Genomic DNA, 23,385 nt, shown 5'->3' on the forward strand with positions numbered 1-23,385 from the left:
CCGCACCGGAAACCTCCGGCGCGGCGGTTCCCCGCACTGTCCGAAGACTCAGCGCGGCGCGTTCGGGCGCAGCGCGATCGCCTTCAGGAAGATGTCACCGATCTTGCTCGGGTCCTCGGTGACGAAGGTGCCGCCGCCGGTGACGTTGGTGATCGACTGGAGCTCGGTCTTGGAGACCTCGTTGCCGATGCCGATGATGACCACCTGCACCGGGCGCTCCGGATCGTTGAGCTGCTTGAGCTGGCTGATCAGCGAGGCCTGCGAGACGCCGTTCTTGTCGTCGTTCTTGCCGTCGGTGAAGAGCACGATCGAGTTCACCCGGCCCGGCTGCCAGTCCTGCTGCACCGTCTTGTACGCCTCCAGCACGGTGTCGTACAGGCCGGTGTTGCCGCTGGACGGGCGGATCCCGGCGAGCTTCTGCTCCAGCCGGCTGCGGTTGGTGGAGAGCGGGTTGATCGGCAGTTCCTCGCGCCAGTCCCGCGAGCCCACCAGCTCGGTGGAGAAGGTCCAGAGGCCGATCGACCAGGAGTCGTCGAACAGATTCAGGCCCCGGCTCGCCGCCGCCACGGTGACCTGCTCCCGGGTGGCGTTGCCCGCGGAGGGCACCTTCGTCTTCATCGAGCCGGAGACGTCGATGACGGCGAGCATCCGACCGGACTGGGTGGCGATGGACCAGCCGGAGACCGCACGGTCTATCGCGAAGGGGTCCAGGCCACCCACCGCGCCGACGCCTGCCGGCGGGGCGGTCGCCGGACCGCCGGCCGGGCTGGGCGCCCCCTGCGGGGCCTTGAAACCGTCACCCCAGTTGCCGTCCGGCGCCCGCAGCGACTGGGCGGCCAGCCGGTTCTTGAAACCCTGCGTGGTGAGCAGCTCGAAGAGCACCCGGGCGGCCGACTGCTTGGCCGGCTCGATGCCCGGCAGCACCGCGAACGGGTAGTCCAGCGGCATCGGCGCCGGCTCGAGGTAGAGCGCGGCCAGCGGGATCGGCGGCTTGGTGCTGTTGTACGCCATGACGTCTTCCTCGGACAGCGCGGCGGCGCCGAGCCCGCTGGCGATGGACGTCGGGTCGTTGGAGCGCGGGAAGCGGGCGAGCAGGTCCTGCCGCAGCGCGGAACGGCCGGTGGCCAGCGCACGCAGCGCCCCGGTGGTCGCCTTCGCGGTGTCGCCGCCGGAGGCGCTCGCCGCGGCGGTGAGGGAGAGCAGGCCGGAGAGGCCGGCGGCGTCCTGCGTCGGCTCGACGATCCCGGCGCGCAGGCCCTTGCCGCTGCTGACCGCGTTGAGCAGGTCGGTCCAGCCGAGCTTCTTGTCCGGCCAGCCGAAGCGGGAGGCCACCGGCTCCGGCATCGCCACCACCACCGGGCTGCGGGCGACGGAGGCGCCGTTGCCCGGCGCGAAGGCGGTCGCGCCGTTGTTCTTCAGCCGCAGCAGCCAGGTGGAGGAGTCCGGGATCCAGACGTCGGGCGTGGTCACCGTGCCGCTGGCCTGGCCGACACCCGCGAGGGTGGCGCCGTGCTTGCTGGCGACCGCGGCCGCCACGTCCACCGGTTCGGAGGCACTCACGTTCACCGCGATGCAGGTGCCGCTCACGGCCGCGCCGTCCTCGACCCACTGCGCCGAGGCCTTCTGCACCGCCGGGGCGAGTTCGGGAGCGGCGGCCACCGACAGCTGGATCTCGCCGGAGCAGGAGGGTCCGGCCAGCTGCTGGTAACCGAACCAGGTACCCCCGACCACGACGACGAGCGCAGTCGCCGCCGCAGCGGCTCCTGCTCCACGGATACTTGAACGCATGCGATGGCGGCCAGACACGCTGACCATCTTGCGTATCTCGTTCGGATAGTGCCATAACCGTTCGGCTGAAAGTTACGCAGGAGATACAGTTGATCGCACTTTCGGCACAGTGAGTAATCAGTCAGTCTCGTGCCGTTGCCACAATCCACACCGGACAGTGCCGCTCAGGGCAGGACACAGGTCGGGCTCGGCACCGGCACCGGTTCGCCGAGCGGCTCGGGAGCGCCAGAGCCGGGGTCGACCCGGAACACCCGGACCATGTCGGCCCGCTCGTCCGCCACGTAGAGGTGGGGCCCGGTCAGCACGAAGTGCCGGGGCCACTCGCCTCCCGTGTCGACCTCGGCGACCAGCCGGGGCAGCTCTGCGTCCAGCGCGAAGACCGAAACCGTGCCCACGCCCCGGTTGCCGAGGTAGAGGAAACGCCCGTCCGGCCCCACCGCGATCTCGGAGGGCTGGACGTGGCCGGTCCGCCCGCTGGCGTCCACCCGTCCCCGCTGGTGCACCGCCCCGTCCGGGGTCGACTCGTACGCGGTGACCGTCGCGTCCAGCTCGCCGGCCACCCAGCAGCGCCGCCCGTCGGGGTGGCGGGCGAGGTGACGGGGCCCGGTGCCGGCCGCGGTACGGATCCGGGGCTGGCGGGGCACCAGCCGGCCCGAGTCGGCGTCCAGGTCGTACCGGTAGATCGAGTCGGTGCCCAGGTCGACGACGAGCAGCGGCCCGGCCCCCGGGTCCGGGGAGACCATGTGGCAGTGCGCCTGCTCCTGGCGCTCCGGGTCGAGACCGTGCCCCTGGTGCACGACCAGGTCGCTGCGCTCGGCCGGCGCGCCGTCGGCGGCCAGCGGGAAGACCGCCACGCTGCCGCCGCCGTAGTTGGCCACGAAGAGGTGCCGCCCGTCGGGCGCGACCGCCAGGTGGCAGGGGTCGGCCCCGCCGGTCGGCCGGACGCCCAGCGGGGTCAGCTCGCCGTCGCCGCCCACCCGGAAGGCGCTGACCTGCCCCTCCGGCAGCTCGTTCACCGCGTAGAGGACGGGCAGGACGGGGTGCCGGACGAGGAAGGAGGGTGAATCGGTCACCGCGACGGTGCCGAGTGGGATGAGTTCCCCCGAGTCGGGATCCCGGCGGGCGGCGACGATGCCGTCTCCCCGCCCGGCGCTCGCCGCCGTGTAGCCGCCGATGTGGACGATCGTGTTCGTCACCGGTGCACCCTCCGCCGAATCTGCCGTCGATCCAACCAGAGGCTTCCCGGTCGACCCGGGCGTTAGCCCTGTTTTCCGGAAATTCCTCCGAACGCCGGCGGCGGGGGCTCCAGGCTCCACCGCCCGGCCCCGCCGCCCACGGGTCAGGAGACCGGGACCGGTTCACCCCGCTGCCGGGCGACGTGCTCGACCAGCGAGATCAACACCAGCTTGGCGGACTGCCGGTCCCGGGCGTCGCAGAGCACCACCGGCACGTCCGGATCGATGTCCAGCGCCTGGCGTACCGCCTCGATGCCGAACCGGCGGGACCCGTCGAAGCAGTTCACCCCGACCACGAACGGGATGCCCCGCTGCTCGAAGTAGTCGATCGACGGGAAGCAGTCGGCCAGTCGCCGGGTGTCGGCCAGCACCACCGCGCCGAGCGCGCCGAAGGCCAGCTCGTCCCAGAGGAACCAGAAGCGGTCCTGCCCGGGCGTGCCGAAGAGGTAGACCTGGAGGTCCTCGTTGATCGTGATCCGGCCGAAGTCCATCGCCACGGTGGTGGTCGATTTCGTCTCCACCCCGGAGATGTCGTCGGTGCCGATGCCGGCCCCGGTCAACACCTCCTCGGTCTGCAACGGGCGGACCTCGCTCAGCGCGCTGACCAACGTCGTCTTGCCCGCGCCGAACCCCCCGGCGATCAGGATCTTGAGAGCCAGCGGCAACCGGGGCCCGGAGGTGTCCCGGTCAGAGCGCACGTAGTCCACTGACCACCGCCTTGAGGATGTCGTTGTCGGGAAGGCCGGCGGCCGGGGGCTCGTGCACCGAGACCAGGCCCCGGGCGAGCAGGTCACCGAGGAGGACCCGGACCACGCCCACCGCGAGGTCCAGGTCGGCGGCGAGGTCCGCCACCGCGACGGGACGCCGGGCCAGCTCGACCAGGCGCCGGTGCTCCGGCTGGAGGCCCGGCTGGCCGGACGGGTCCGCGCCCGCGCCGGCCAGCACGAACGCGACCAGGTCGAAACCGTCGACGGCCGGGCGCACCCGGCCGCCGGTGAGGGTGTACGGACGAACCACCGGGCCGGCCGCCGCGTCCAGCCACTCGTGCTGGGCGCCCGGCGGCTCAGCCCGCATCGACGGCCCCGACCGTCGCGCGGGCGGGGGCGGTCAGATTCTCGCCGACCCGGATGACCAGCATCGCCATCTCGTACGCCACCAGGCCGATGTCCGCGTCGGCCGCGCAGACCACCGCCAGGCAGGCGCCCCGCCCGGCGGCCGTCACGAACAGGTACGCGGACTCCATCTCCACCACGGTCTGCCGCACCCCGCCGCCGGCGAGGTGCCGGCTGGCGCCCTTGGCCAGGCTGGAGAAGCCGGAGGCCAGGGCGCAGAGGTGCTCGGCGTCGGCGCGGTCCAGCTCGGCGGAGGCGCCGAGCATCAACCCGTCGGCGGAAAGCACCACGGCCTCCCGGGCGGCCGGTACCCGGTCGACCAGCTCGTCGAGCAACCAGCCGAGGTCGACGTTCTGCCTCGTCGTGTCCACCACTAGGCGTCCCTCTCAGTCGCGGTCGGGGAATCGGGGTTCGCCGCCGTCGCACCCGGCGGCGGGGACGGCGCGGGATCCCCGCCCCGCCCCTCGGTACGGCCCCCGGTCGGGGCGGGTACGGCGCCGTCGGGTCGCCCCGGCGGCACGGAGCGGATCGCGCCGTCGCGCCGGCCCCGGGCAGTCCCAGCCTGGAGCGCGGACATCTGTCGGCGTACCTCCTCGGGGCTGCGGGCGGCCGGGGCCTCGGCGACCTGCGGGCGGGGGCGGGCGACCGGCCCGCGCCGGCGGACCCGACGGGGCAGGCCGTCGCCGTCGGGGGCGGCCTCCACCGAGGAGATGCGGGCCGGGGCGAACGGCAGCACGGTCTGCTCGGCCCGGTCCCGCCCGGCGCGGCCGGCGCGGGGCCGGGTGGCCAGCCGGGTGACCACCGAGGCCGGTCGCCCGGTATTGACCGGCGCGGCCGGCGGCTCGTCGGTGACCAGGTCGGACGGGACGAGGACGACGGCGGTCACCCCGCCGGGAGCCTCGGAGCGCAGGGTGACCCGGACGCCGTGCCGGGCGGCGAGCCGGGACACCACGAACAGGCCGAGCCGGGCGCTGTCGGCCGGGTCGAACTCGGGCGGCTGGGCGAGCCGGCGGTTGGCGTTCTCCACCGCCTGCGGAGTCATGCCCAGGCCGTGGTCGGTGATCTCCACGACGTAGCCCCGGGGCACCTGCTGGCCGGAGACCTCGACCCGGGTCTCCGGCGGGGAGTAGGCGGTGGCGTTCTCGATCAGCTCGGCGAGCAGGTGGATGACGTCCGCGACGGCCCGGCCGACCACCCCGGCCGGCTGCACCGCCCCGATGTCCACCCGGTCGTACGCCTCGACCTCGGAGACCGCGCCGCGCACCACGTCCAGCACGGCCACCGGCTGCCGCCAGCCCCGCCCCGGGGCCGCGCCGGCCAGGATCACCAGGTCCTCGGCGTGCCGGCGCAGCCGGGTGGCCAGGTGGTCGACCCGGAACAGCTCGGCCAGCTCGTCCGGGTCCTCGGTACGCCGTTCCATCCGGTCGAGCACCGCCAGCTGGCGGTGCACCAGGCCCTGGCTGCGCCGGGCGAGGTTCAGGAACACCTCGTTGAGGCCGCGGCGCAGGGTGACCTCGTCGACCGCCGCCCGGACGGCGGTCCGCCGGACCTCGTTGAAGGCGCGCCCGACCTCGCCGATCTCGTCGGCGCCGTAATCCAGCGGCGGCGCCTCCCGGGCCACGTCCACCTGCTCGCCCCGGCGCAGCCGGGCCACCACGTCGGGCAGCCGCCGCTCGGCCATCTCCAGCGCGGCGCTGCGCACGCCGGTCAACCGGCGGGCCAGCGTCCGCCCGACCCGGACCGCGACCAGCAGCGACACCACGATCGCGGCCAGGCCGAGCAGCCCGGCCAGGGCGAGCCGGACCAGGATGCCGACGGCCACCGGCACGGATCGCTCGGCCAGCCCGTCGGCCTGGCTCAGCTCGAAGTCGCGCAACGCCTGCTGGACGGCGTCGTGGCTGGCCTGCCAGCTGCGGGCGTCGACCGGCGGCGGGGCGGCCGGGTCCGCCCGCAGCAGCCCCTCCTGGAGGGTGCGCAGCTGGACGAAGGCCGGGTCCTCGGTCAGCCGCTGGTACGCGCTGCGGGCCTCCGGCGGCAGGTCGGCCACGGCCGTGTCGACCAGGAACCGCTCGTTGCCGATGGTCTGGGTCAGGAGCAGGTGCTCGCCGTCGGCGAAGCGTCCACCGGCGAGCGCGCCGGCCACCAGCGCGTCGGCCTGGCCGAGCAGGTCGCGGGAGCGGCCGAGCGCGGTGAGCGCCAGCGCCTCCCGGTTGAGCTGCGGGTCGGGTAGGGCGGCCATCGCCGAGAAGGCCTGGAAGGCGAAGGAGATCATGCCGCTGTAGAGCCCGACGGCGCCGGCCCGGTCCACCTGCCGGCGGTCGATGAAGCCGCGCCCGGCCGGCAGGGCGTCGAGGGCGGCGACCAGCTTGTCGAGCCGGGCGTCGAGCAGGTCGTCGGCCGCGTCGCGCAGCTTGTCCCCGCCGACCCGGTTCCGCAGCTCGGCGATCGCCGCGTCGGTGCGGCGGCGCTGGTCGGCCAGGGCCGGCAGGGCCGCCGAGCCGGCGAGCTGCACCACCGAGAGCCGGCGTTCGCGTTGCAGCTCGGTGACCACCACCTCGCCGGGGCGGCCCAGGTCGTACAGGAGGGTCCGCGCGGCGAGCAGATCCAGCGCCGGGCCGAAGGTCAGCGTGGTGGCGAAGATCCAGAGCGCCAGCAGGGCGGCCACCGGGGTGACGACCAGGGCGGTCAGCTTGGCGCGGATCGGCCAGTCGCGGGTGTCCATGAGTCCTCGCCCGAAGGGGTGGCAGCGGTGGCGCCGGCACCGGCCGGGCAGCGTCCCGGCCGGTGCCGGGCACCGGCTCGGGCGCCTTGGGCAGGATACGTAATCCCGGGCCGTAGCACTACCGTCCGTCTCGCCCGTCACTACCAATCCGGTGTGGACCATCCCTCGAGGACACCTGACCCGGGACGACGCCCCGCCGGTGATCCGGCTGGAGGTGGTTCGGGCCGACCCGGTAGCGCTGGGTGTCCGAGTAGGAGAACGTCCGGCCGACCAGCATCTTGTCGTCGGAGAAGTCGATGCCGTCGACCAGCGCGCCGGCGCCGAAGGCGATCTGCTCGTTCTCGTTGTGGTGGCCGGTGATGTTGCGGTTGAGCGTGCCGTGCAGCCCGGCCGGCCGGAGGCGTTCGGCGTCGGAGTGGACCGGCATCATCCCACCCGAGCGCACCTTCTGGAATGAGTCAAGTTTTCGGGACGGCTCACCCTGTGGGCCTGGCCATGCTCGGGTGGGGGAATCGGCCAGGAAAGTGCGCGGGATCGGGATTGGCAGCCAGCACGCGGAGGGAATACCAGGTGGCGAAGGAGGAGCCATGTCGCCCACGCAGGTAATCGTTGTGGTTCTCGTCGTGCTGGTGGTCGTGGCGCTGATCGCCGCGGCCGTCGTGGCCGGCCGGCGGCGCGCGCTCAAGCGCCGCTTCGGCCCCGAGTACGACCGGGTCGTCGCGGAGCAGGACAGCCGCGGCGCCGCCGAACGGGAGCTGCGCGACCGGGAACGCCGGCACGCGGAGCTCGAACTCATCCCGCTGGACCCCGAGTCCCGGGCCCGGTACGCCGCCGCCTGGGAGGAGCTCCAGGTCCGCTTCGTCGACTCCCCCGGCGAGACCGTCGGCGACGCCGACGAGCTGGTCAGCCGGCTGATCGCCGAGCGCGGCTACCCCACCGGGGACTTCTCGGACCAGATCGCCCATCTCTCCGTCGACCACGCCCGCACCCTCACCCACTACCGGGACGCGCACGAGATCCGGGTACGCAACGAGCGCGGTGAGGCCAGCACCGAGGAACTCCGTCAGGCCGTCGTGCACTACCGCGCCCTCTTCGCCGACCTGCTCGGCGACGAGCCGGTCGGGCACCGACCGCCGGAGCAGCGTCGCCCGGACAGCCCGCACGACGTCACCAGCCACTGAGGAGCCGACGATGCGCCAGGAAGAGCAGCAGGGCAGCACCGACCACCCGGAGGCGGTCCGCTCCGCCCCGGTGCCAATCCCCCCTCCGGACGCCGCAACCCGGACACCCCGGGACGACCGGGACGGCCGGGCCGACATTCCCGACGACGTGCTGGACGACCGGGGCACCTTCGACGACCCGCGGGCGGCCGCCGACCGGCGCGCCGACGACCCCGACGACACCCGCCCGTACGACGTGCGTGACCTCGACCGCGACGACGCCGACGGCGACGGACGGCCGGAGTTCCACGAGCCGGCCCCGCTGCCGACCACCTTCGGCGCGACCTCCGTGGGCGACGCGGTCGCCGCGTCGGCGCTGGCCAGCGGCCGTCCCGAGGACGAGCGGGACGCCCGGGGCGAGGACACCGTGGCGCCGGGTGACGGCGCGCCCGGGCGGACCGAGCCGTTCGACGACGAGCGGGCCGACCCGACCGCCGCCGACCGGATCCACGATCGCCAGCGGTGGGAGGCCGAGCACACCCCGGGCGGGGTACGCCCGGACGGCGACGCGCCGGCGGAGGGCGCGGCCGGGTACGGCAGCGCCGAGCCGACCATGGTCGACCCGGACGCCGAGGCGCCCGAGGGTGGCGCGGCGGCCGCGGCCGGCGTCGGCGCGACCGGTGCCGCCGGTGCGGCCGGGGTGGCCGAGGCCGCCCGACCGTCCGGAGCGAACGTCCCGACGCACGCGGCGACGCTCTTCGAGGTGGACGCGGCACAGGCCTTCCGGGACCGCTGGCGGGAGGTCCAGCTCCGCTTCGTGGACGACCCCCGCGCGGCGGTCGGCGAGGCCCAGTCGCTGGTCGAGGAGGCGATCCAGGCCCTCTCGGACGCGCTCGCCACGCAGAGGGAGAAGCTCGGCGGCTGGCAGACGGCCGGCTCGGCGGACACCGAGCAGCTGCGGGTGGCCGTGCGCCAGTACCGCGACTTCCTGGATCGGGTCCTCGGACGCTGAGCACCTACCGAACGCCCCGGCCGGACCACCGGCCGGGGCGTTCGCGTGCGTACCGGAAGGCGTGACCTCCGCCGGCATGGGCCGGTCCCAGCGGGGTACGCGAGATCAGGGACGCGCCCGGGACAGGAGGTCAGCACCATGACGGATCGTGACCCGAACCGCCGACCGCTGGAGGAGAGCCCGGAGGTGGCCGCCGCAGTCGACGACGAGACCACCGTGCCGCAGTTGGCCACCGGGGGCGGCGCCGACCGGGACAACCCGTCCTTCACCGAGCCCGGTGGCGGCGCGGGCGGCGGCGCGCCGACGGAGGACCTCCTCGGCGACCCGTACGCGGCCGGCACCGGCGCCACCGGGACCGGCACGGGGGCCGGCGGGGACAACATCCGCACCGGGGCCGAGCAGCCCTGGGAGCCGGAGGACCTGGTGATGGCCCGTGGGCAGGACATGACGCCGGAGAACCTCGAGCGGGCCCGCCGCGACCTGGCCGAGCACGGCCGGGCCGCGATCGAGCGGACCGTCCCCTGACCGGCACGCCGCAGCGGGCCCGCGCGCCGACCGGCGGGTACGGCGGGGGCCCCTGACCCGACCGGATCGACCGGTCGGGCCAGGGGCCCTTGGGGAACCTGCCGCGGCAGTGCCTCACTCCCGCCGCGGCGGGTGGGCCGTCCGCCCGGTGCTCAGAGCGCCGGGTAGGCGTTCTTCATGAGCTCCTGGAACTGTGCGGAGAACCAGGCGCCGGAGATCGGCGCGTTCGGCAGGGCGCCGCTGAGGCTGTTGCCGTTGCGGGCGTTGCCGGTGTAGGTCGGGTCGCACATCCGGTCGAAGCCCTTGCCCTCGTTGTTCGGGATCAGGCTGCTGGAGCCGTCCGACTCGCCCGGGGGCTTGACCCAGACGTACGCGTCGATGCCCGGCTCCGGCGCGGCCTTGGGCCGCTCGCCGAGGCCCGCCCCGGCCTGGTTGCACCAGTTGCCGGCGTGGATGCGGCGGTCGATGCGGCCACCGTTGACGTAGGTGTCCACGCTGGTCGTCGCGCCCGGGCCGGTGGGCCGGGCGGTGCCGCCCCAGCCGTTGCGGGAGGTGTCGATCAGCATGCCGATGTTGGCGTCGAAGCCGGTGGAGACCAGCTTGGCGCGGAACGCCTGGGCGAACGACAGCTCGTCGACGTACTGGTTCCAGTCGATCCACTTGGACTGGCGGACGGTCTGCCCGTTCACCGTGTCGGTGATCTTGATGTACGGCTCACGCAGCGCCGAGTAGTTCGCGGTGTTGACGATGAAGCCGTGCACGTTCTTCACCGTGCTGCCGGAGGCGGTGGCGGCCTGGTAGAGCTGGGTCGCGGTCGGGCCGAGGTTGCTGTCCCAGCCGATCCAGCCGTGGTGGGCGGCGTCGATGTAGTTGTAGACGTTGCCGATGGCGCCCAGCTTGGCCAGGGCGTACCCGACACCGTTGACGTACGCGCCGTTGGCCTTGACCGTGTCGCACATCGCGGTGCCGCCGGGCTGGCCGGAGGTGTTGGTCACCAGGTTCGGCAGCGAGTCGATCTCGATGATGTTGACGATGCGCAGGCCGGCGTACTTCGGGTCGGCCTGGATCGCCGCGATCGGGTCGATGTACTCGGCCTTGTACCGGGGCAGTTCCTCCGGACCCAGCTCACCGTTGGAGGCGAGCGCCGCGCAGTCCCGGCCGGGCAGGTTGTAGATGACGAACTGGATGTAGCCGGCCCCCTGGGCCAGTGCCCTGTCCAGGTGGTCCCGGACCCCCATCGAGCCGTTGGAGCTGCTGCCGGTGGTGCCGTTGATGGCGGCGATCCGGTCCAGCCAGACGGCGGTCGGGTTGCTCGACACCCGGCTGCCACCGGGCTCGGCGTCCGCCTTCGCCTTCCACTCCGGGTTCACGTACCCCTTGACCCCGACGTACGGGTTGTCCACCTTCTGGCCCGGCGTGGTCGGCGTCGGGGTGGGGTCCGTGGGCGTGGGGGTCGGGTTGGTGGGCGTCGGCGTCGGGTTCGTCGGCGTCGGCGTCGGGTTGCCGCCGTTGCAGACCGTCCCGTTCAGGGTGAACGAGGTCGGCTTCGGGTTGCTGCCGCTCCAGGCGCCGTTGAACCCGATGCTGGTGCTGGCGCCGGCGCCGAGGGACCCGTTCCAGGACTCGCTGGCCGCGGTGACGTTCTGGCCCGTCTGCGACCACTTCGCCGACCAGCCCTGCTGCACCTTCTGGCTGCTGTTCGGGAAGGTGAAGCCGAGGTTCCAGGAGCTGACCGGGTCACCGAGGTTCTTGATGGTGACGGTGGCGGTGAACCCGCCCGGCCAGTCGCTGGTGGTGTAGTCGACGCTGCACTGGGTCGCGGCCTGCGCCGCGGTGACCGGGATGGCCACCATCCCGCCCGCGACCAGGACGCTCGCACCGGCTAGCGCGACCGCCCGGCGCCGGCCGGACAGGTTTCTCCACAGATTCATGCCACTGAACTCCTTGGGCGAGACCGGATCCGCGTACGGCCCGGCGGAATGGCCCGGCTGGACGTCCCCGCGGGGACGGTCCTCGGCGCCAACGGGATATCTCGGGGGCGCCCGGCCCGGACGGGCGTGGTGGTGGTGACGTCGACCGGTCACGTGGACCGGTCCAGCGGCGACGCCGTCCGGTCGGACCGGTTGCCCTCGACGTCTGCCTGCACGGTGTGGCTCCCCGAACCGCGTGCAGCGATTCTTGCATGGGAGCGCTTCCATGGCAATGGCTCGATGCGGCCGGCCACGAACGGCCGAAACGGTACGGCGTGGTCCGGGTGACGCAGCCCGAGCGCCCCCGCCCGAGACGGCACGGGCCGGGCCTGGACAGCCGCGAGATCCACAAAAGCCGCTTATCACTCCAAACTCACTGATCGCCTACAAACTCCTAAACACGAATGTTTCCCCGCATAAGCCGCCAAGCGGTCTAACGTCGGTCGTAGCTCGAGGGACGTCGAGCTCAGGACAAACAGGGATGGAGTGAAGCAGGTCATGGCTAAGAAGATGCTCGGGAAGCTCGTTGCGGGTGCCGCTCTCGGCGGCGCATCCCTGCTGCTGTTCTCGCCCGGGGCGGCGAACGCGGCCAGCGCGTACACCGTCGCCAATCCGCAGGTCAGTCTTCCCGGTACCTGCTCTGGGGACCACGAGGACTGGGACCACAAGAACTGGGACCGCAAGGACTGGGACCGCAAGGACTGGGACCGCAGCGACGAGGACCGCAAGGACCACGACCGCAAGGACGAGGACCGCAAGCACGAGGACCGCAAGCACGACGACGGCAAGGACCACGACGACAAGGACAAGGACAAGGACCGCAAGCACGACGACGGCAAGCACGACGACGGCAAGGACAAGGACCAGAAGGACTGGCAGGGCAACGAGTCGTGGCAGTCGGGCCAGGGCGGCGGCATGGCCGCCGCCGACCAGCCGGGCAAGGACGAGGACCGCAAGGACGAGGACCGCAAGGACCACGACCGCAAGGACGAGGACCGCAAGCACGAGGACGGCAAGCACGAGGACGGCAAGGACGAGGACCGGAAGGACCACGACCGCAAGGACGAGGACCGGAAGGACTGGGACGGCAAGCACGAGGACGGCAAGGACGAGGACCGGAAGGACCACGACCGCAAGGACGAGGACCGGAAGGACTGGGACGGCAAGCACGAGGACGGCAAGGACGAGGACCGCAAGGACCACGACCGCAAGGACCGCGACCGGGACTGCATGCCGCGTGGCGGCGTCGACGGCGGCGACGGTGGCATGACCACCACCAGCCTGGACCGCAACCTGGCCGCCAGCGGGGTGGGCGTCATCGGTGCCGCCGCCCTGGGCGGCATGATCCTGCTGCGCCGGCGTCGGGCCGATGACCTCGGCTGACCCGACGGCGACACGGGCCGGCGGCCGTCACGGGAGACCGTGGCGCGCCGCCGGCGCGGCCGTCGTCGTCCTGCTGGCCATGGTGGGCGCCGGCATGATCGGCGCGTCGCTGCGGACCGAACCCCCGCCCCGCCCCCCTCAGCCGCGGGCCCAGGCCGCCCCGCAGACCCCCGCCGCCGAGCCGGACGTCGTAGCCGGCGAAGGCCCGATCGAGGCGGTGGAGGTGCCCCCCGCCGCGTTGTCCCGATCCGCCCCCGGCACCATCTCGATCCCGCGCATCGGGGTCGACGCCGAGATCATGACATTGGGCACCAACCCGGACGGCACCGTCCAGGTCCCCCCGCTGGACCAGGCCCAGCGCGCCGGCTGGTACTCCCCGGGGCCCAGCCCCGGCGAGGTCGGCAACGCGGTGATCGTCGGGCACGTCGACTCGGCGAAGCTCGGCCCCGCCGTCTTCTTCGAACTCGGCGCTCTCCTGCCCGGTGACACCATCACCGTCACCCGCGCCGACGGAGTCAAGGCCACCTTCGCCGTCGACGAGGTCGGGTCGTACCCGAAGGTGTCCTTTCCCACCGAGCTGGTGTACGGCCCGAACGACAAGCCCGCCCTGCGGGTGGTCACCTGCGGCGGCGAGTTCGACCAGGCCGCCGGCAGCTACCCCGACAACATCGTCGTCTTCGCGACGTTGACCGCGTGAACGCGACGCGCCTCCGGTGGGACCTGAGTCCCGCCGGAGGCGCGTCGGCGTACTGGTCAGGCGGCGGCGGAGGTCCGCACCAGGGTGCGGATCTGGCGCAGCAGCACCGACAGGGCGGCCAAGTCGGCCCGCGACTCGTCGAACTCCCCCATTGCCCGGCGGGCGCGGTGGATCGAGGTGGCGTTCGACTGCTCCCACTGGAGCACCCGCTCGTTCGAGGGCAGGTTGTCCGGGGTGGAGCCGAGAACCTCCGCGGTGAGCGCGGCCAGCGCGGCGTACAGGTCGTAGCGCAGCGCCATCCGGGCCAGCGTCTGCCAGCGGTCCTCCCGCGGCAGCAGGGAGATCTTCGACAGCAGGGAGTCCACCCGGAACAGGTCGGACAGGACGAAGTAGACCGAGGCCACCTCGCCCACGTCCCGCCCGCTGGAGGTGGCCGTCTCCACCACGTCGAGCAGGCCGAAGCTGTACATCAGGCGGGTCGCCTGCTCGGCCAGGTCGCGCGGCAGACCCCGCTCGGCCATCGAGTCGATGTGCGCCGCCAGCGACTCCCGCTCGCTGCCGTAGAAGCGCTCCTCCAGGTCCGGCAGGAGCCGGGCCACGCCGTCGCGCAACCGGGCGATCTCCGCCGGCACGTCGATCGGCGAGCGACGGTTGGTGACCAGCCACCGCACCGCCCGGTCGAGCAGCCGCCGGGTGTCCAGGTAGACGCTGGTCTGCAACTCCGGCGAGACCTTGTTGTCCAGGGCCTCCACCGCGTCCCAAACCTCGCGCAGCCCGAACACCTCACGGACCACCACGTACGCCCGGATGACGTCGGCCGCCGAGGCGGCGGTCTCCTCGACCACCCGGAAGACGAACGAGATGCCGCCCCGGTTGATCGCCTCGTTGACCAGCACCGTGGTGACGATCTCCCGGCGCAGCCGGTGCCGGCCCATCCGGTCGGCGAAGCGCTCGCGCATCGGCGTCGGGAAGTAGTTGACCAGGACCTCCGTCGCCCACTCCTCGTCGGCCAGCCCCTCGGCCAGGATCTCCTTCTCCAGCACGATCTTCACGTACGCCAGCAGCACCGCGAACTCCGGCGCGGTCAGCCCGGACTCCCCCCGGACCGCCAGCTCCTCGTCCGGCGGCAGCGCCTCCAGCGCCCGGTCCAGCGCGCCGGAACGCTCCAGCTCGTTGAGCATCCGGCGGTGCACCGGGAGCAGCGAGGCGGCCTGCGCCTGGGCGTTGTTGATCGCCCGGGCCTGGTCGTAGTTGTCCCGCAGCACCAGTTCGGCGACCTCGTCGGTCATCTCGGCGAGCAGGCCGTCCCGCTCGTCCATAATCAGCTCGCCGTCGGCGACCGCCGTGTTGAGCAGGATCTTGATGTTCACCTCGTGGTCCGAGGTGTCCACGCCGGCCGCGTTGTCGATGAAGTCGGTGTAGATCCGACCGCCGGACTGCGCGTACTCGATCCGGCCGAGCTGGGTCCAGCCCAGGTTGCCGCCCTCGCCGGCCACCCGGCAGCGCAGGCTCTTGCCGTCCACCCGGATCGCGTCGTTGGACTTGTCGCCCACCTCGGTGTTGGTCTGGCTGGACGCCTTCACGTAGGTGCCGATGCCACCGTTCCAGAACAGGTCGACCGGCGCGGTGAGGATCGCCTTCATCAGCTCCTGCGGGCTGAGCTGCGTGACGTCGTCGTCCAGCCCGATCGCCGCGCGGACCTGCGGCGTGATCGGGATCGACTTCGCGGTACGCGGGTGGACGCCGCCCCCCTCGGAGATCAGCTTCCGGTCGTAGTCCTCCCAGGACGAGCGGGGCAGTTCGAACAGCCGCTTCCGCTCGGCGTACGAGGTGGCCGCGTCCGGCGTCGGGTCGAGGAAGATGTGCCGGTGGTCGAAGGCGGCCACCAGTCGGATGTGCTCCGAGAGCAGCATCCCGTTGCCGAACACGTCGCCGGACATGTCGCCGACGCCGACCACGGTGAAGTCCTGGGTCTGGGTGTCGTGGCCCAGCTCGCGGAAGTGCCGCTTGACCGATTCCCAGGCACCCCGGGCGGTGATGCCCATCTTCTTGTGGTCGTACCCGGCGGAGCCGCCGGAGGCGAACGCGTCGCCCAGCCAGAAGTTGTGCGCCGCCGAGATCTCGTTGGCGATGTCGGAGAAGCTCGCGGTTCCCTTGTCCGCCGCCACCACCAGGTACGGGTCGTCGGCGTCGTGCCGGACCACGTCGGTCGGCGGCACGATCTCGCCGCCGACGATGTTGTCGGTGACGTCGAGCATCGCGCCGACGAACTCCTTGTAGCAGGCGACCGCCTCGTCGCGGTCCCCCGGCTTCTGCTTGAGCACGAAGCCGCCCTTGGCGCCCACCGGCACGATCACGGTGTTCTTCACCATCTGCGCCTTGACCAGGCCGAGCACCTCGGTGCGGAAGTCCTCGCGCCGGTCGGACCAGCGCAGCCCGCCCCGGGCCACCGGCCCGAACCGCAGGTGCACGCCCTCGAACCGGGGCGAGTACACGAAGATCTCGAACTTCGGCCGCGGGGCCGGCAGGTCCGGGATGGCCTGCGGGTCGAGCTTGAACGCCACGTACGACTTGGGCCGCCCGCCGACCGGCTTCTGGTAGAAGCTCGTCCGCAGGGTGGCCTGGATCAGCGTCAGGTACGACCGCAGGATCCGGTCCTGGTCCAGGCTGGCCACGTCGTCCAGGGCCGCGCCGATGGCGCCGACCAGCTCGTCGCTGCGCTGCCGGCGCTCCTCGATGCTCGCCGAGCCTGGAGCGAACCGCGCCTCGAAGAGCTCCACCAGCAGGGCGGCGATCTTCGGGTACGCGATGAAGGTCTGCTCCATGTAGTCCTGGGAGAAGACGGTTCCGGCCTGGCGCATGTACTTCGCGTACGCCCGCAGCACCACCACCTGCCGCCAGGTGAGACCGCCGCGCAGGACCAGCTCGTTGAAGCCGTCCACCTCGGCCTCGCCCCGCCAGGCGGCGGCGAAGGCGTTCTCCACGTGCGGGCGCACCTCGGCCAGCTCCTGGTGCCCCTCGGGCAGTTGCAGGCCGAAGTCGTACAGGAAGACCCGGCCGTCGACCCGGTCCACCTCGTACGGGTGCTCGTCGACCACCGCGACGCCCAGCGAGTGCAGCACCGGCAGCACGGCGGAGAGCATCATCGGCTCGCCGTACCGGTAGACCTTGAAGCGCACGTCCATGGCGTCGTCGGCGTCCCCGCCGGCCCCGCGCGGAGCGAGCTGCTTGCGGAACAGGTGCATCTCCAGCTGGCCGGGCTCCTCCAGCAGCTCCAGCTTGGCCAGGTCCTTCATCGCCTCGTACGGCGTGTGGCCGTCCTTGTAGCCCTCCGGGAAGGCGTCGGCGTACCGGCTGAACAGGTGCTTGGCCTGCTCGTCGCCGAGCTTGCGCTCCAGCACCAGCCGGTAGTCGTCGTCCCAGAGCCGGGTGGCGTCGGCCAACTCCTCGGCGAGCAGGTCGGCGTCGACCTCGCCGGGCGGGTTGGTCGGGTCGGTCCGGACGATGAAGTGCACCCGGGCCAGCATCGACTCGGTCACCCGGGTGGTGTAGTCCACCCCGACGCCGTTCAGCTCGTGCAACAGGATGTCCTGCATGCGCAGCCGGTTCTGGGTGGTGAACCGGTCCCGGGGCAGGTAGATCAGGCAGGAGATGAACCGCCCGTACGCGTCCCGGCGCAGGAAGACCCGCAGCTGCCGGCGACCGGCCATCCGCAGCACGCCGATCACGGCGTGGTACAGGTCGTCGGTCTTGATCTGGAACAGCTCGTCGCGCGGGTAGGTCTCCAGGATCTGCAGCAGATCCTTGCCGGAGTGGCTGCGCTGGCTCAGGCCGGAGCGGTCCAGCACCTCGGCGACCTTGCGTCGGACCACCGGCAGCTCACGGACGCTGGTCCGGTACGCGGCGGTGGAGAACAGGCCGAGGAAGCGCCGCTCCCCGACCACCTCGCCGGCCTCGTTGAAGATCTTGAACCCGATGTAGTCCAGGTAGGCCGAGCGGTGCACGGTCGCCCGGGAGTTCGCCTTGGTGATGATCAGCAGGCGCTTCTCCATCACCTTCTCGTGCGCCTCGGGCGTCATCGACGACAGCGCCCGGGCCTCCGGCGAGTCCGACCGCAGGATGCCCAGCCCGGTGCCGAGCACCGCCTCCAGCGCCGGTCCGTCGCCGCCGTCGCTGTCGACCAGCCGGTACTCCCGGTAGCCGAGGAAGGTGAAGTGGTCGTGGGCCAGCCAGCGCAGCAGCTCCACCGAGTCGGTGATGTCCTTCTCAGGCACGGGCGGACGGTTGTCGGAGGTCCGGGCCGAGGCCAGTTCGTCGGCCAACGCCAGGGCGCGCTGGCGCATCTTCGGCCAGTCCTCCACCGCCTCGCGCACGTCGGTGAGCACCCGCTGCAGCTCGCGGCGCAGCTTCTCCCGCTCCCCCGCGTCGCGGACCGGGTCGATCTCGATCCGCATCCAGCTCTCGACCAGGTCGCCGGCGATCGCGTCGTCCGGCTCGACGTCGGCGGAGACCTCGGTCAGCCGGCCGAGCGGCTCCCGCCGCACCACGACCAGCGGGTGCACCAGCAGGTGCACGTCGAGGTGGTGGGAGTTGAGCAGCGCGGTCACCGAGTCGACCAGGAACGGCATATCGTCGGTGACGATCTCGATGACCGTATGGTGCTGCTCGGCGTCCGGCTCGTGGATGCGCAGTTTCAGCTCGCCCGGCACTCGCTGCTGGGCCAGGTCCCGGTGCGCCCTGGCGGCGTCGAGCATCTCCTCGGCGGTGAATCCGATCAGTTCCTCGTCCGGCGCGAACCGCCAGAAACGGCCCACCAGGGTGGCCGCGTCGTGGTCGTCGCCGGCCAGCGCCACCGCCTGTGCGACCAGGCGCTCCGCGTTGGGTACCGGCTCGTCGAGCTCCGCGTCCTCCACGTCGTCACCGAGTGCTTCGGAAGGAAGCCCCAGGTCGTAGAGGGTGTCGATACTCGAACCGGTCATCCCGGTAACTCCTGTGTCGAGTCGGCCGACGCCGTCCCCGTCGGTCGCCGAATCGAAGCTGTCGTCCCGGCCGGTGTCAGCCTGCCGGAGGTCGGGTCCCGGTTTGATCGCCGGACGCCGGTCCATCGGTGCCACTCCCCTCGACCCACCGCGTTGTGGGTCACTCTGCCGCCCAGCCTAGGCCCTGCCACTCTGTCCGTTCGTCGGCGGACCACCGGCCGGACGTCCGGTTCGGGACTCTGTCCTTTCACCCGTTGCAGATGCGTGGTCGGCCGGCTGCGGAGTACCCCGACTCGCGATGTTCATCACACCGCCGTCGGGGACTTCACGCAGCGTGCGACCACGCCGGGGCGGTACGGGGAGCACGGCCGTACTAGCGTGCAGGGCAGTCCGAGATCCGGAGGTACCGCTCCATGCCCGTGTCGTACCCGCTCCGCCGTCCCCGTACGCGCATCCGGTCGGCCCTCGCGGCGCTGGCCGCCACCGTGCTGGCGGCCGGCGCGCTCACCGGGTGTTCGGACGGTGACGGACCGGAGCGGTCCGTCGACGCCTTCCTGGCCGGCTGGCGCTCCGGGGACCTCGGCGCGGTCGGGTTCATCGACCCGACCGGCGCCCGGCTGCCGGCCACCGAGGTCGCCAAGGAGATCAAGGAGCTCTCCGGCGAGCTGGCCGCCACCCCGCCCACCCTGCGCCGCTCCGGCGACGCCGAGGTCACCAAGGACATCGCCACCGCCAAGGTCCGGGTGGAGTGGGCGCTGCCGGGAAGGACCACCTGGGCGTACGACCGCCCGGTGCGGCTGCGCCAGGGCCGGGACGACCAGTGGCAGGTGATCTGGGAGCCGCAGCTGGTGCAGGAGCAGCTCGGCGAGGGCGACCGGTTGACGGTACGCCGGACCGCCAGCCCCCGGGCCGGGTTGCTGGACGCCGCCGGGCAGCCGATCGTGGCGCCCCGGCAGGTGGTCCGGGTCGGTGTGCAGCCCAGCGAGGTGACCGACGTGAAGGCGCTGGTCAAGCAGCTCGACGCCGCGTTCAAGGCGATCCGGCCGGCGCTGAACCCCCCGGTCGACCTCTCCGACCTGCCGAAACGGCTCAGCGAGGCGGATCCGGGCGCTTTCGTCGAGGTGGTGACGCTGCGGGACGAGGCGTACCGGCAGATCCGGTCGCGCATCTACGACCTGCCCGGCACCCGGTTCCCCACCGAGAAGCGGGACCTGGCCCCCACCCGGGAGTTCGCCCGGGCGCTGCTCGGCTCGGTCGACGAGGCGCAGGCCGACGACCTGGCCGCCCACCCCGACCGGTACGCCAAGGGCGACCTGGTCGGGCACGGCGGTCTCCAGGGCCGCTACGACGACCGCCTGCGCGGCACTCCCGGGCTCACCGTGCTCGTCCAGGGGCCGGCCGGTCCCGACGGCACCCCGGAGCCGACCGAGGTCTTCCGGCACGAGCCGCAGCCCGGCCAGCCGCTGAAGACCACCCTCGACGTGGCCACCCAGAACGCCGCCGACGCCGCGCTGCGTGGCGAGAAGCGCCGCTCGGCGCTGGTGGCGGTACGGATCAGCGACGGCGCGGTGCTCGCCGCGGCCAACGGGCCGGGCGCGGCCGGGGAGAACCTGGCCTTCACCGCCCAGGTGCCGCCGGGCTCCACCTTCAAGGTGGTCAGCGCCCTCGGCCTGCTGGACCGCGGTGCGGTCGGGGCCGACTCCGTGGTGGACTGCCCGAAGACGTTCAGCGTGGACGCACGTCCCTTCAAGAACTCCGACGACTTCGTCCTCGGCAAGGTGCCGTTCCGCACCGACTTCGCCAAGTCCTGCAACACCGCCTTCGCGTCCCTGGCGCCGAAGCTCGGCCCCGACGGGCTGGCCGTCACCGGCCGTACCCTCGGCCTGGAGGGCGGCTGGGACCTCGGCACGGACGCCTTCACCGGCAAGGTCTCGACCAACGGCTCGCCGGTCGAGCAGGCCGCCGCCGCGATCGGTCAGGGCACCACCGTGGTCAGCCCGCTGGCCATGGCCGGGGCCACCGCCGCGGTCGCCCGTGGGCGCTGGGAGCAGCCGAAACTGGTGCTCGACCCGGCCCCGGCCAAGCCGGCGGAGCCCGGCCCGCAGCTCAAGGCCGAGTCGGTGGAGCCGCTGAAGGCGATGATGCGCGAGGTGGTCACCGCCGGCACGGCGAAGGCGCTGGCCGATGTCCCCGGCGGCCCGGTGTACGGCAAGACCGGCACCGCCGAGTACGACAACAACCCGGCGCACACCCACGCCTGGTTCGTCGGCTGGCAGGGCGACGTCGCGTTCGCGGTCTTCGTCGAGCAGGGCGGATCGAGCACGTCCAGCGCCGTCCCGATCAGCGAGCGCTTCCTCCGCGCCCTCCGCTGACCCGCCCGACCGGCACGGGCAAGGAGAGCCGTACCGCGGGCGGCGAATCCGTCAGGCGATGCCGGCGGACGACGGCGACGGGCCGTCCTCCGCCGCCCCGTCCTCGTCGGCACGGGGCACCCGGCGGAGCAGCCCGGGCCCGACGGCCGCGGGCGGCCCGACCGGCTCGACGGCGACGGCGGGCACCGACGTCTCCACCGGCGCCGACGCGAGCCCGCCGGTCGCCGGGCCTGTCGCGGCCTCCGGCTCGTCCACCGCCGGCTCGCCGGACCCGAGCGGCGCGATGCCGACCGGGGAGCCCGGCCCCGGCCCTCCGGCCGGCCCGGCGCCGCCGTTGGGCGGGGTGGCGAGACCGGCGAGGGTCGCCGGCCCGGTGGACCGGACGCGCTGCGGCGGCGGGGCGGCCGGCAGCAGCCGGGGCGGCACCGCCTCCGGCGCCGACACCGGGGCCAGGCCGGCCACGACGGTGTTGACGATCTCGGCGGCGTACGAGCCGTCCGGGTCGTAGTCGGGGTCGAAGACGGTCAGCTCGACGCCGAGGCAGTGCGGGGTGTCCACCAGCCCGGCGAGCAGGATCTCCAGTTCGGCGAAGGCGATCCCGCCCGGGTCCGGCGCGTCCACCGCCGGCATCACCGCGGGGTCGAGCACGTCCACGTCGATGTGCACCCAGTAGCCGGCGCAGTCGGCCAGCTGCTCGTGCGCCCACTGGGCGGTGCGGGCCGCGCCCTCGGCGCGCAGCGTCGGCACCGGCCGGGTGGTGATGCCGGCGGCTTGGAGGTCGAGGCGGTACTCGTCCTGCGCGCGGATGCCGAGCACCACCACGTCGATGTCGCGGAAGTAGGGGCGCCGCCCCTCGATGGCGGCCAGGTCGGCCTGCCCGCGCCCGGTCACCAGGGCCAGGTCCTCCCCCGCCGCCGCGCCCACGTACGAGGCGTTGCCGGGGTGCCGGAAGTCGGAGTGGCCGTCGACGAAGACCAGGCCGATCCGGCCGCCGACCGCCTCGCCGAGCCGGTGCATGGCCAGCGCGGAGCCGAGCAGCACCGAGCAGTCGCCGCCGAGCACCAGCGGGAACTCGCCCCGGTCGATGATCGCGCCGATCCGGTCCGCCAGGGCCACCGAGTAGCCGGAGATCTCCCGGGCGTGGCAGACGCCGTCGCCGGGCCGCCAGTCACCCGGGTCGTACCGGGGTGGGGTGAGGCAGCCGGCGTCGCGGGCCCGTAGCCGGGCGAGCAGGTCGTGGTCGCGCAGCGCGCCGGGAGCCTTGCCGCAGCCGGGGACGGAGGTGGACGTGGGTGGGCGCAGTCCCAGGTTTGTCGGCGCGTCGAGGACGGCGATCCGGCGCATCATGGGCTCCCGTCCTCGGTGGTCGGGCGGGCCGGCCGGAACGCCGGCCCGCGCTGGCGTGCTACGAACTCAGAACAGCGCGCTGGCCAGGGCCCGCCGGGCCGAGGCGACCGCGGGGTCGTCCGGGCCGGCGATGGTGAACAGCGAGACCAGGTGCTGGCGTACCTTCTCCCGGTCGTCGCCGGCGGTCCGCCGGACCAGGCTGACCAGCCGGGCGTACGCCTGCTCGGCCAGGCCGCTGAGCACCTCGATGTCGGCGGCGAGCAGCTGGGCCTCGACGTCGTCGGGGGCGGCCTGCGCGGCGGCGACCGCCGCCTGGGGGTCGACGCCGGCGACCCGCCGGGCCACCCCGACCTGGGCCAGGCCGGCCTCCGCCGCGGCGTCCGCCGGGGACTCGGCGAGGATCTTCCGGTACGCCCGCTCGGCGGCGTCCAGGTCGCCGCTCATCAGGGCGTCGTCGGCCTCGTCGAGGCGCGGGTCCTCCGGCTCGGCCACGGCCACGCCGCCGGCCTTGAGCACCGCCGAGATCCACTGGCGCAGCTGCGCCTCCGGCACGACGCCGGGGAACGCGTCGATCGGCCGGCCGCCGACCACCGCGTAGACGGTCGGGATCGCCTGAATCTGGAACATCTGGGCGATCCGGGGGTTCTCCTGGACGTCGACCCGGGCCAGCACCCACGCACCGGCGCCCTCCGTGGCCAGCTGCTCCAACACCGGCGCGAACTCGTCGCTCTCCGGGTAGCCGGCCGCGCCGAAGAAGACGACGACGGGCGTGGTCAGCGAACGCTCGAGCACCTCGGACTGGAGGGTCGCCTCAGTCACGTCGATCACGGCGAGGCCGCCGCCACCGGTGGCGGGGCCGCCCGGGAGCCCGGCGGACGGGCCGGCCTGGGTCGGTGTGCTGGGGCGGGTGTTGGCCGGTGCGGTGCCGCGCAGCGCGCTGAGGTCGACCGCGCCGCGGGTGAAGATCGACGAGGTGATCCGTGGGTCGCTCATGGTTATCTAGTCTCGCACGTGTCCTGCGGAACTCAGATCAACCGCGACGGCGACAGTTGCAACTCTCACCCCTGCTCACCGCCCACCCGG

At 73.0% G+C, this 23,385-nt stretch carries 15 protein-coding genes and 2 pseudogenes; 6 read left to right on the top strand and 11 right to left on the bottom strand.

Translation table 11 applies throughout. The annotated features are described in order from the left end of the window. Positions 1-48 precede the first annotated feature (48 nt). The 7 genes and pseudogenes from ACTWM8_RS24875 to ACTWM8_RS24905 form a co-directional block, all read right to left on the bottom strand. A complete protein-coding gene (locus tag ACTWM8_RS24875; protein WP_446211120.1) occupies positions 49-1,788 on the bottom strand; it encodes a substrate-binding domain-containing protein in 1,740 nt (579 codons plus the stop codon). A 164-nt stretch (positions 1,789-1,952) separates the two neighbouring features. After that, the gene (locus tag ACTWM8_RS24880) at positions 1,953-2,984 is read right to left on the bottom strand and encodes a lactonase family protein (protein ID WP_446211121.1); all 1,032 of its coding nucleotides are present in this window, start codon (positions 2,982-2,984) and stop codon (positions 1,953-1,955) included. A 143-nt stretch (positions 2,985-3,127) separates the two neighbouring features. Continuing rightward, positions 3,128-3,730: a GTP-binding protein gene (locus ACTWM8_RS24885; RefSeq protein ID WP_446211122.1), complete on the bottom strand. Its 603-nt coding sequence runs from the start codon at positions 3,728-3,730 to the stop codon at positions 3,128-3,130. Continuing rightward, positions 3,711-4,097 (bottom strand): DUF742 domain-containing protein, encoded by a 387-nt coding sequence (locus ACTWM8_RS24890; protein WP_154942320.1) that lies wholly within the window; start codon positions 4,095-4,097, stop codon positions 3,711-3,713. The genes ACTWM8_RS24885 and ACTWM8_RS24890 overlap by 20 nt, the downstream gene beginning before the upstream one ends. Continuing rightward, the gene (locus ACTWM8_RS24895) at positions 4,087-4,509 is read right to left on the bottom strand and encodes a roadblock/LC7 domain-containing protein (RefSeq protein WP_154942319.1); all 423 of its coding nucleotides are present in this window, start codon (positions 4,507-4,509) and stop codon (positions 4,087-4,089) included. Before ACTWM8_RS24895 ends, ACTWM8_RS24890 begins: the two co-directional genes overlap by 11 nt. Continuing rightward, on the bottom strand, positions 4,509-6,857 hold the full coding sequence (locus tag ACTWM8_RS24900; protein ID WP_446211123.1) for a sensor histidine kinase: 2,349 nt from the start codon (positions 6,855-6,857) through the stop codon (positions 4,509-4,511). Before ACTWM8_RS24900 ends, ACTWM8_RS24895 begins: the two co-directional genes overlap by 1 nt. A gap of 118 nt (positions 6,858-6,975) precedes the next feature. Next, positions 6,976-7,206, bottom strand: a pseudogene (locus ACTWM8_RS24905) (catalase); the annotation flags it as partial. A gap of 238 nt (positions 7,207-7,444) precedes the next feature. Between ACTWM8_RS24905 and ACTWM8_RS24910 the strand changes: the two are divergent. The 3 genes from ACTWM8_RS24910 (at position 7,445) to ACTWM8_RS24920 (ending at position 9,554) form a co-directional block, all read left to right on the top strand. Continuing rightward, the gene (locus tag ACTWM8_RS24910) at positions 7,445-8,038 is read left to right on the top strand and encodes a hypothetical protein (RefSeq protein WP_446211124.1); all 594 of its coding nucleotides are present in this window, start codon (positions 7,445-7,447) and stop codon (positions 8,036-8,038) included. Positions 8,039-8,048: 10 nt separating this feature from the next. Beyond that, positions 8,049-9,029 (top strand): hypothetical protein, encoded by a 981-nt coding sequence (locus ACTWM8_RS24915; protein ID WP_446211125.1) that lies wholly within the window; start codon positions 8,049-8,051, stop codon positions 9,027-9,029. Between the two features lie 138 nt (positions 9,030-9,167). Then, on the top strand, positions 9,168-9,554 hold the full coding sequence (locus ACTWM8_RS24920; protein WP_446211126.1) for a hypothetical protein: 387 nt from the start codon (positions 9,168-9,170) through the stop codon (positions 9,552-9,554). A gap of 152 nt (positions 9,555-9,706) precedes the next feature. Here the strand turns inward: ACTWM8_RS24920 and ACTWM8_RS24925 are convergent, their stop codons facing one another. Continuing rightward, positions 9,707-11,485, bottom strand: a complete 1,779-nt coding sequence (locus ACTWM8_RS24925; protein ID WP_446211127.1) for a glycoside hydrolase family 6 protein — start codon at positions 11,483-11,485, stop codon at positions 9,707-9,709. A gap of 537 nt (positions 11,486-12,022) precedes the next feature. On the opposite strand from ACTWM8_RS24925, the gene ACTWM8_RS24930 reads away from it, so the two are divergent. Beyond that, positions 12,023-12,907, top strand: coding sequence for a hypothetical protein (locus ACTWM8_RS24930; RefSeq protein ID WP_446211128.1), 885 nt, complete (start codon positions 12,023-12,025; stop codon positions 12,905-12,907). After that, a complete protein-coding gene (locus ACTWM8_RS24935) occupies positions 12,894-13,604 on the top strand; it encodes a class F sortase (RefSeq protein ID WP_446211129.1) in 711 nt (236 codons plus the stop codon). Before ACTWM8_RS24930 ends, ACTWM8_RS24935 begins: the two co-directional genes overlap by 14 nt. A gap of 56 nt (positions 13,605-13,660) precedes the next feature. Here the strand turns inward: ACTWM8_RS24935 and ACTWM8_RS24940 are convergent, their stop codons facing one another. After that, complete coding sequence (locus tag ACTWM8_RS24940; RefSeq protein ID WP_446211130.1) at positions 13,661-18,709, bottom strand: NAD-glutamate dehydrogenase; 5,049 nt, start codon at positions 18,707-18,709, stop codon at positions 13,661-13,663. 287 nt (positions 18,710-18,996) lie between these two features. On the opposite strand from ACTWM8_RS24940, the gene ACTWM8_RS24945 reads away from it, so the two are divergent. Further along, on the top strand, positions 18,997-20,955 hold the full coding sequence (locus ACTWM8_RS24945) for a penicillin-binding transpeptidase domain-containing protein (protein WP_446211131.1): 1,959 nt from the start codon (positions 18,997-18,999) through the stop codon (positions 20,953-20,955). Positions 20,956-21,153: 198 nt separating this feature from the next. Here the strand turns inward: ACTWM8_RS24945 and ACTWM8_RS24950 are convergent. Together ACTWM8_RS24950 and ACTWM8_RS24955 are read right to left on the bottom strand one after the other, a co-directional pair. Further along, a pseudogene (locus ACTWM8_RS24950) lies at positions 21,154-22,302 on the bottom strand (arginase family protein); the annotation flags it as partial. A gap of 66 nt (positions 22,303-22,368) precedes the next feature. Continuing rightward, positions 22,369-23,295, bottom strand: coding sequence for a tetratricopeptide repeat protein (locus tag ACTWM8_RS24955; protein WP_446211132.1), 927 nt, complete (start codon positions 23,293-23,295; stop codon positions 22,369-22,371). Positions 23,296-23,385: the final 90 nt, after the last annotated feature.

This window comes from Micromonospora sp. IBSANI012, assembly GCF_052814045.1.

What these genes read in the sequence shown, in the direction of transcription:
- ACTWM8_RS24925 (WP_446211127.1), bottom strand. Translation starts at nt 11,485, where the DNA reads ATGAATCTGTGGAGAAACCTGTCCGGCCGGCGCCGGGCGGTCGCGCTA.
- ACTWM8_RS24930 (WP_446211128.1), top strand. Translation starts at nt 12,023, where the DNA reads ATGGCTAAGAAGATGCTCGGGAAGCTCGTTGCGGGTGCCGCTCTCGGC.
- ACTWM8_RS24910 (WP_446211124.1), top strand. Translation starts at nt 7,445, where the DNA reads ATGTCGCCCACGCAGGTAATCGTTGTGGTTCTCGTCGTGCTGGTGGTC.
- ACTWM8_RS24920 (WP_446211126.1), top strand. Translation starts at nt 9,168, where the DNA reads ATGACGGATCGTGACCCGAACCGCCGACCGCTGGAGGAGAGCCCGGAG.
- ACTWM8_RS24955 (WP_446211132.1), bottom strand. Translation starts at nt 23,295, where the DNA reads ATGAGCGACCCACGGATCACCTCGTCGATCTTCACCCGCGGCGCGGTC.
- ACTWM8_RS24935 (WP_446211129.1), top strand. Translation starts at nt 12,894, where the DNA reads ATGACCTCGGCTGACCCGACGGCGACACGGGCCGGCGGCCGTCACGGG.
- ACTWM8_RS24900 (WP_446211123.1), bottom strand. Translation starts at nt 6,857, where the DNA reads ATGGACACCCGCGACTGGCCGATCCGCGCCAAGCTGACCGCCCTGGTC.
- ACTWM8_RS24945 (WP_446211131.1), top strand. Translation starts at nt 18,997, where the DNA reads ATGCCCGTGTCGTACCCGCTCCGCCGTCCCCGTACGCGCATCCGGTCG.
- ACTWM8_RS24875 (WP_446211120.1), bottom strand. Translation starts at nt 1,788, where the DNA reads ATGCGTTCAAGTATCCGTGGAGCAGGAGCCGCTGCGGCGGCGACTGCG.
- ACTWM8_RS24890 (WP_154942320.1), bottom strand. Translation starts at nt 4,097, where the DNA reads ATGCGGGCTGAGCCGCCGGGCGCCCAGCACGAGTGGCTGGACGCGGCG.
- ACTWM8_RS24915 (WP_446211125.1), top strand. Translation starts at nt 8,049, where the DNA reads ATGCGCCAGGAAGAGCAGCAGGGCAGCACCGACCACCCGGAGGCGGTC.
- ACTWM8_RS24940 (WP_446211130.1), bottom strand. Translation starts at nt 18,709, where the DNA reads ATGGACCGGCGTCCGGCGATCAAACCGGGACCCGACCTCCGGCAGGCT.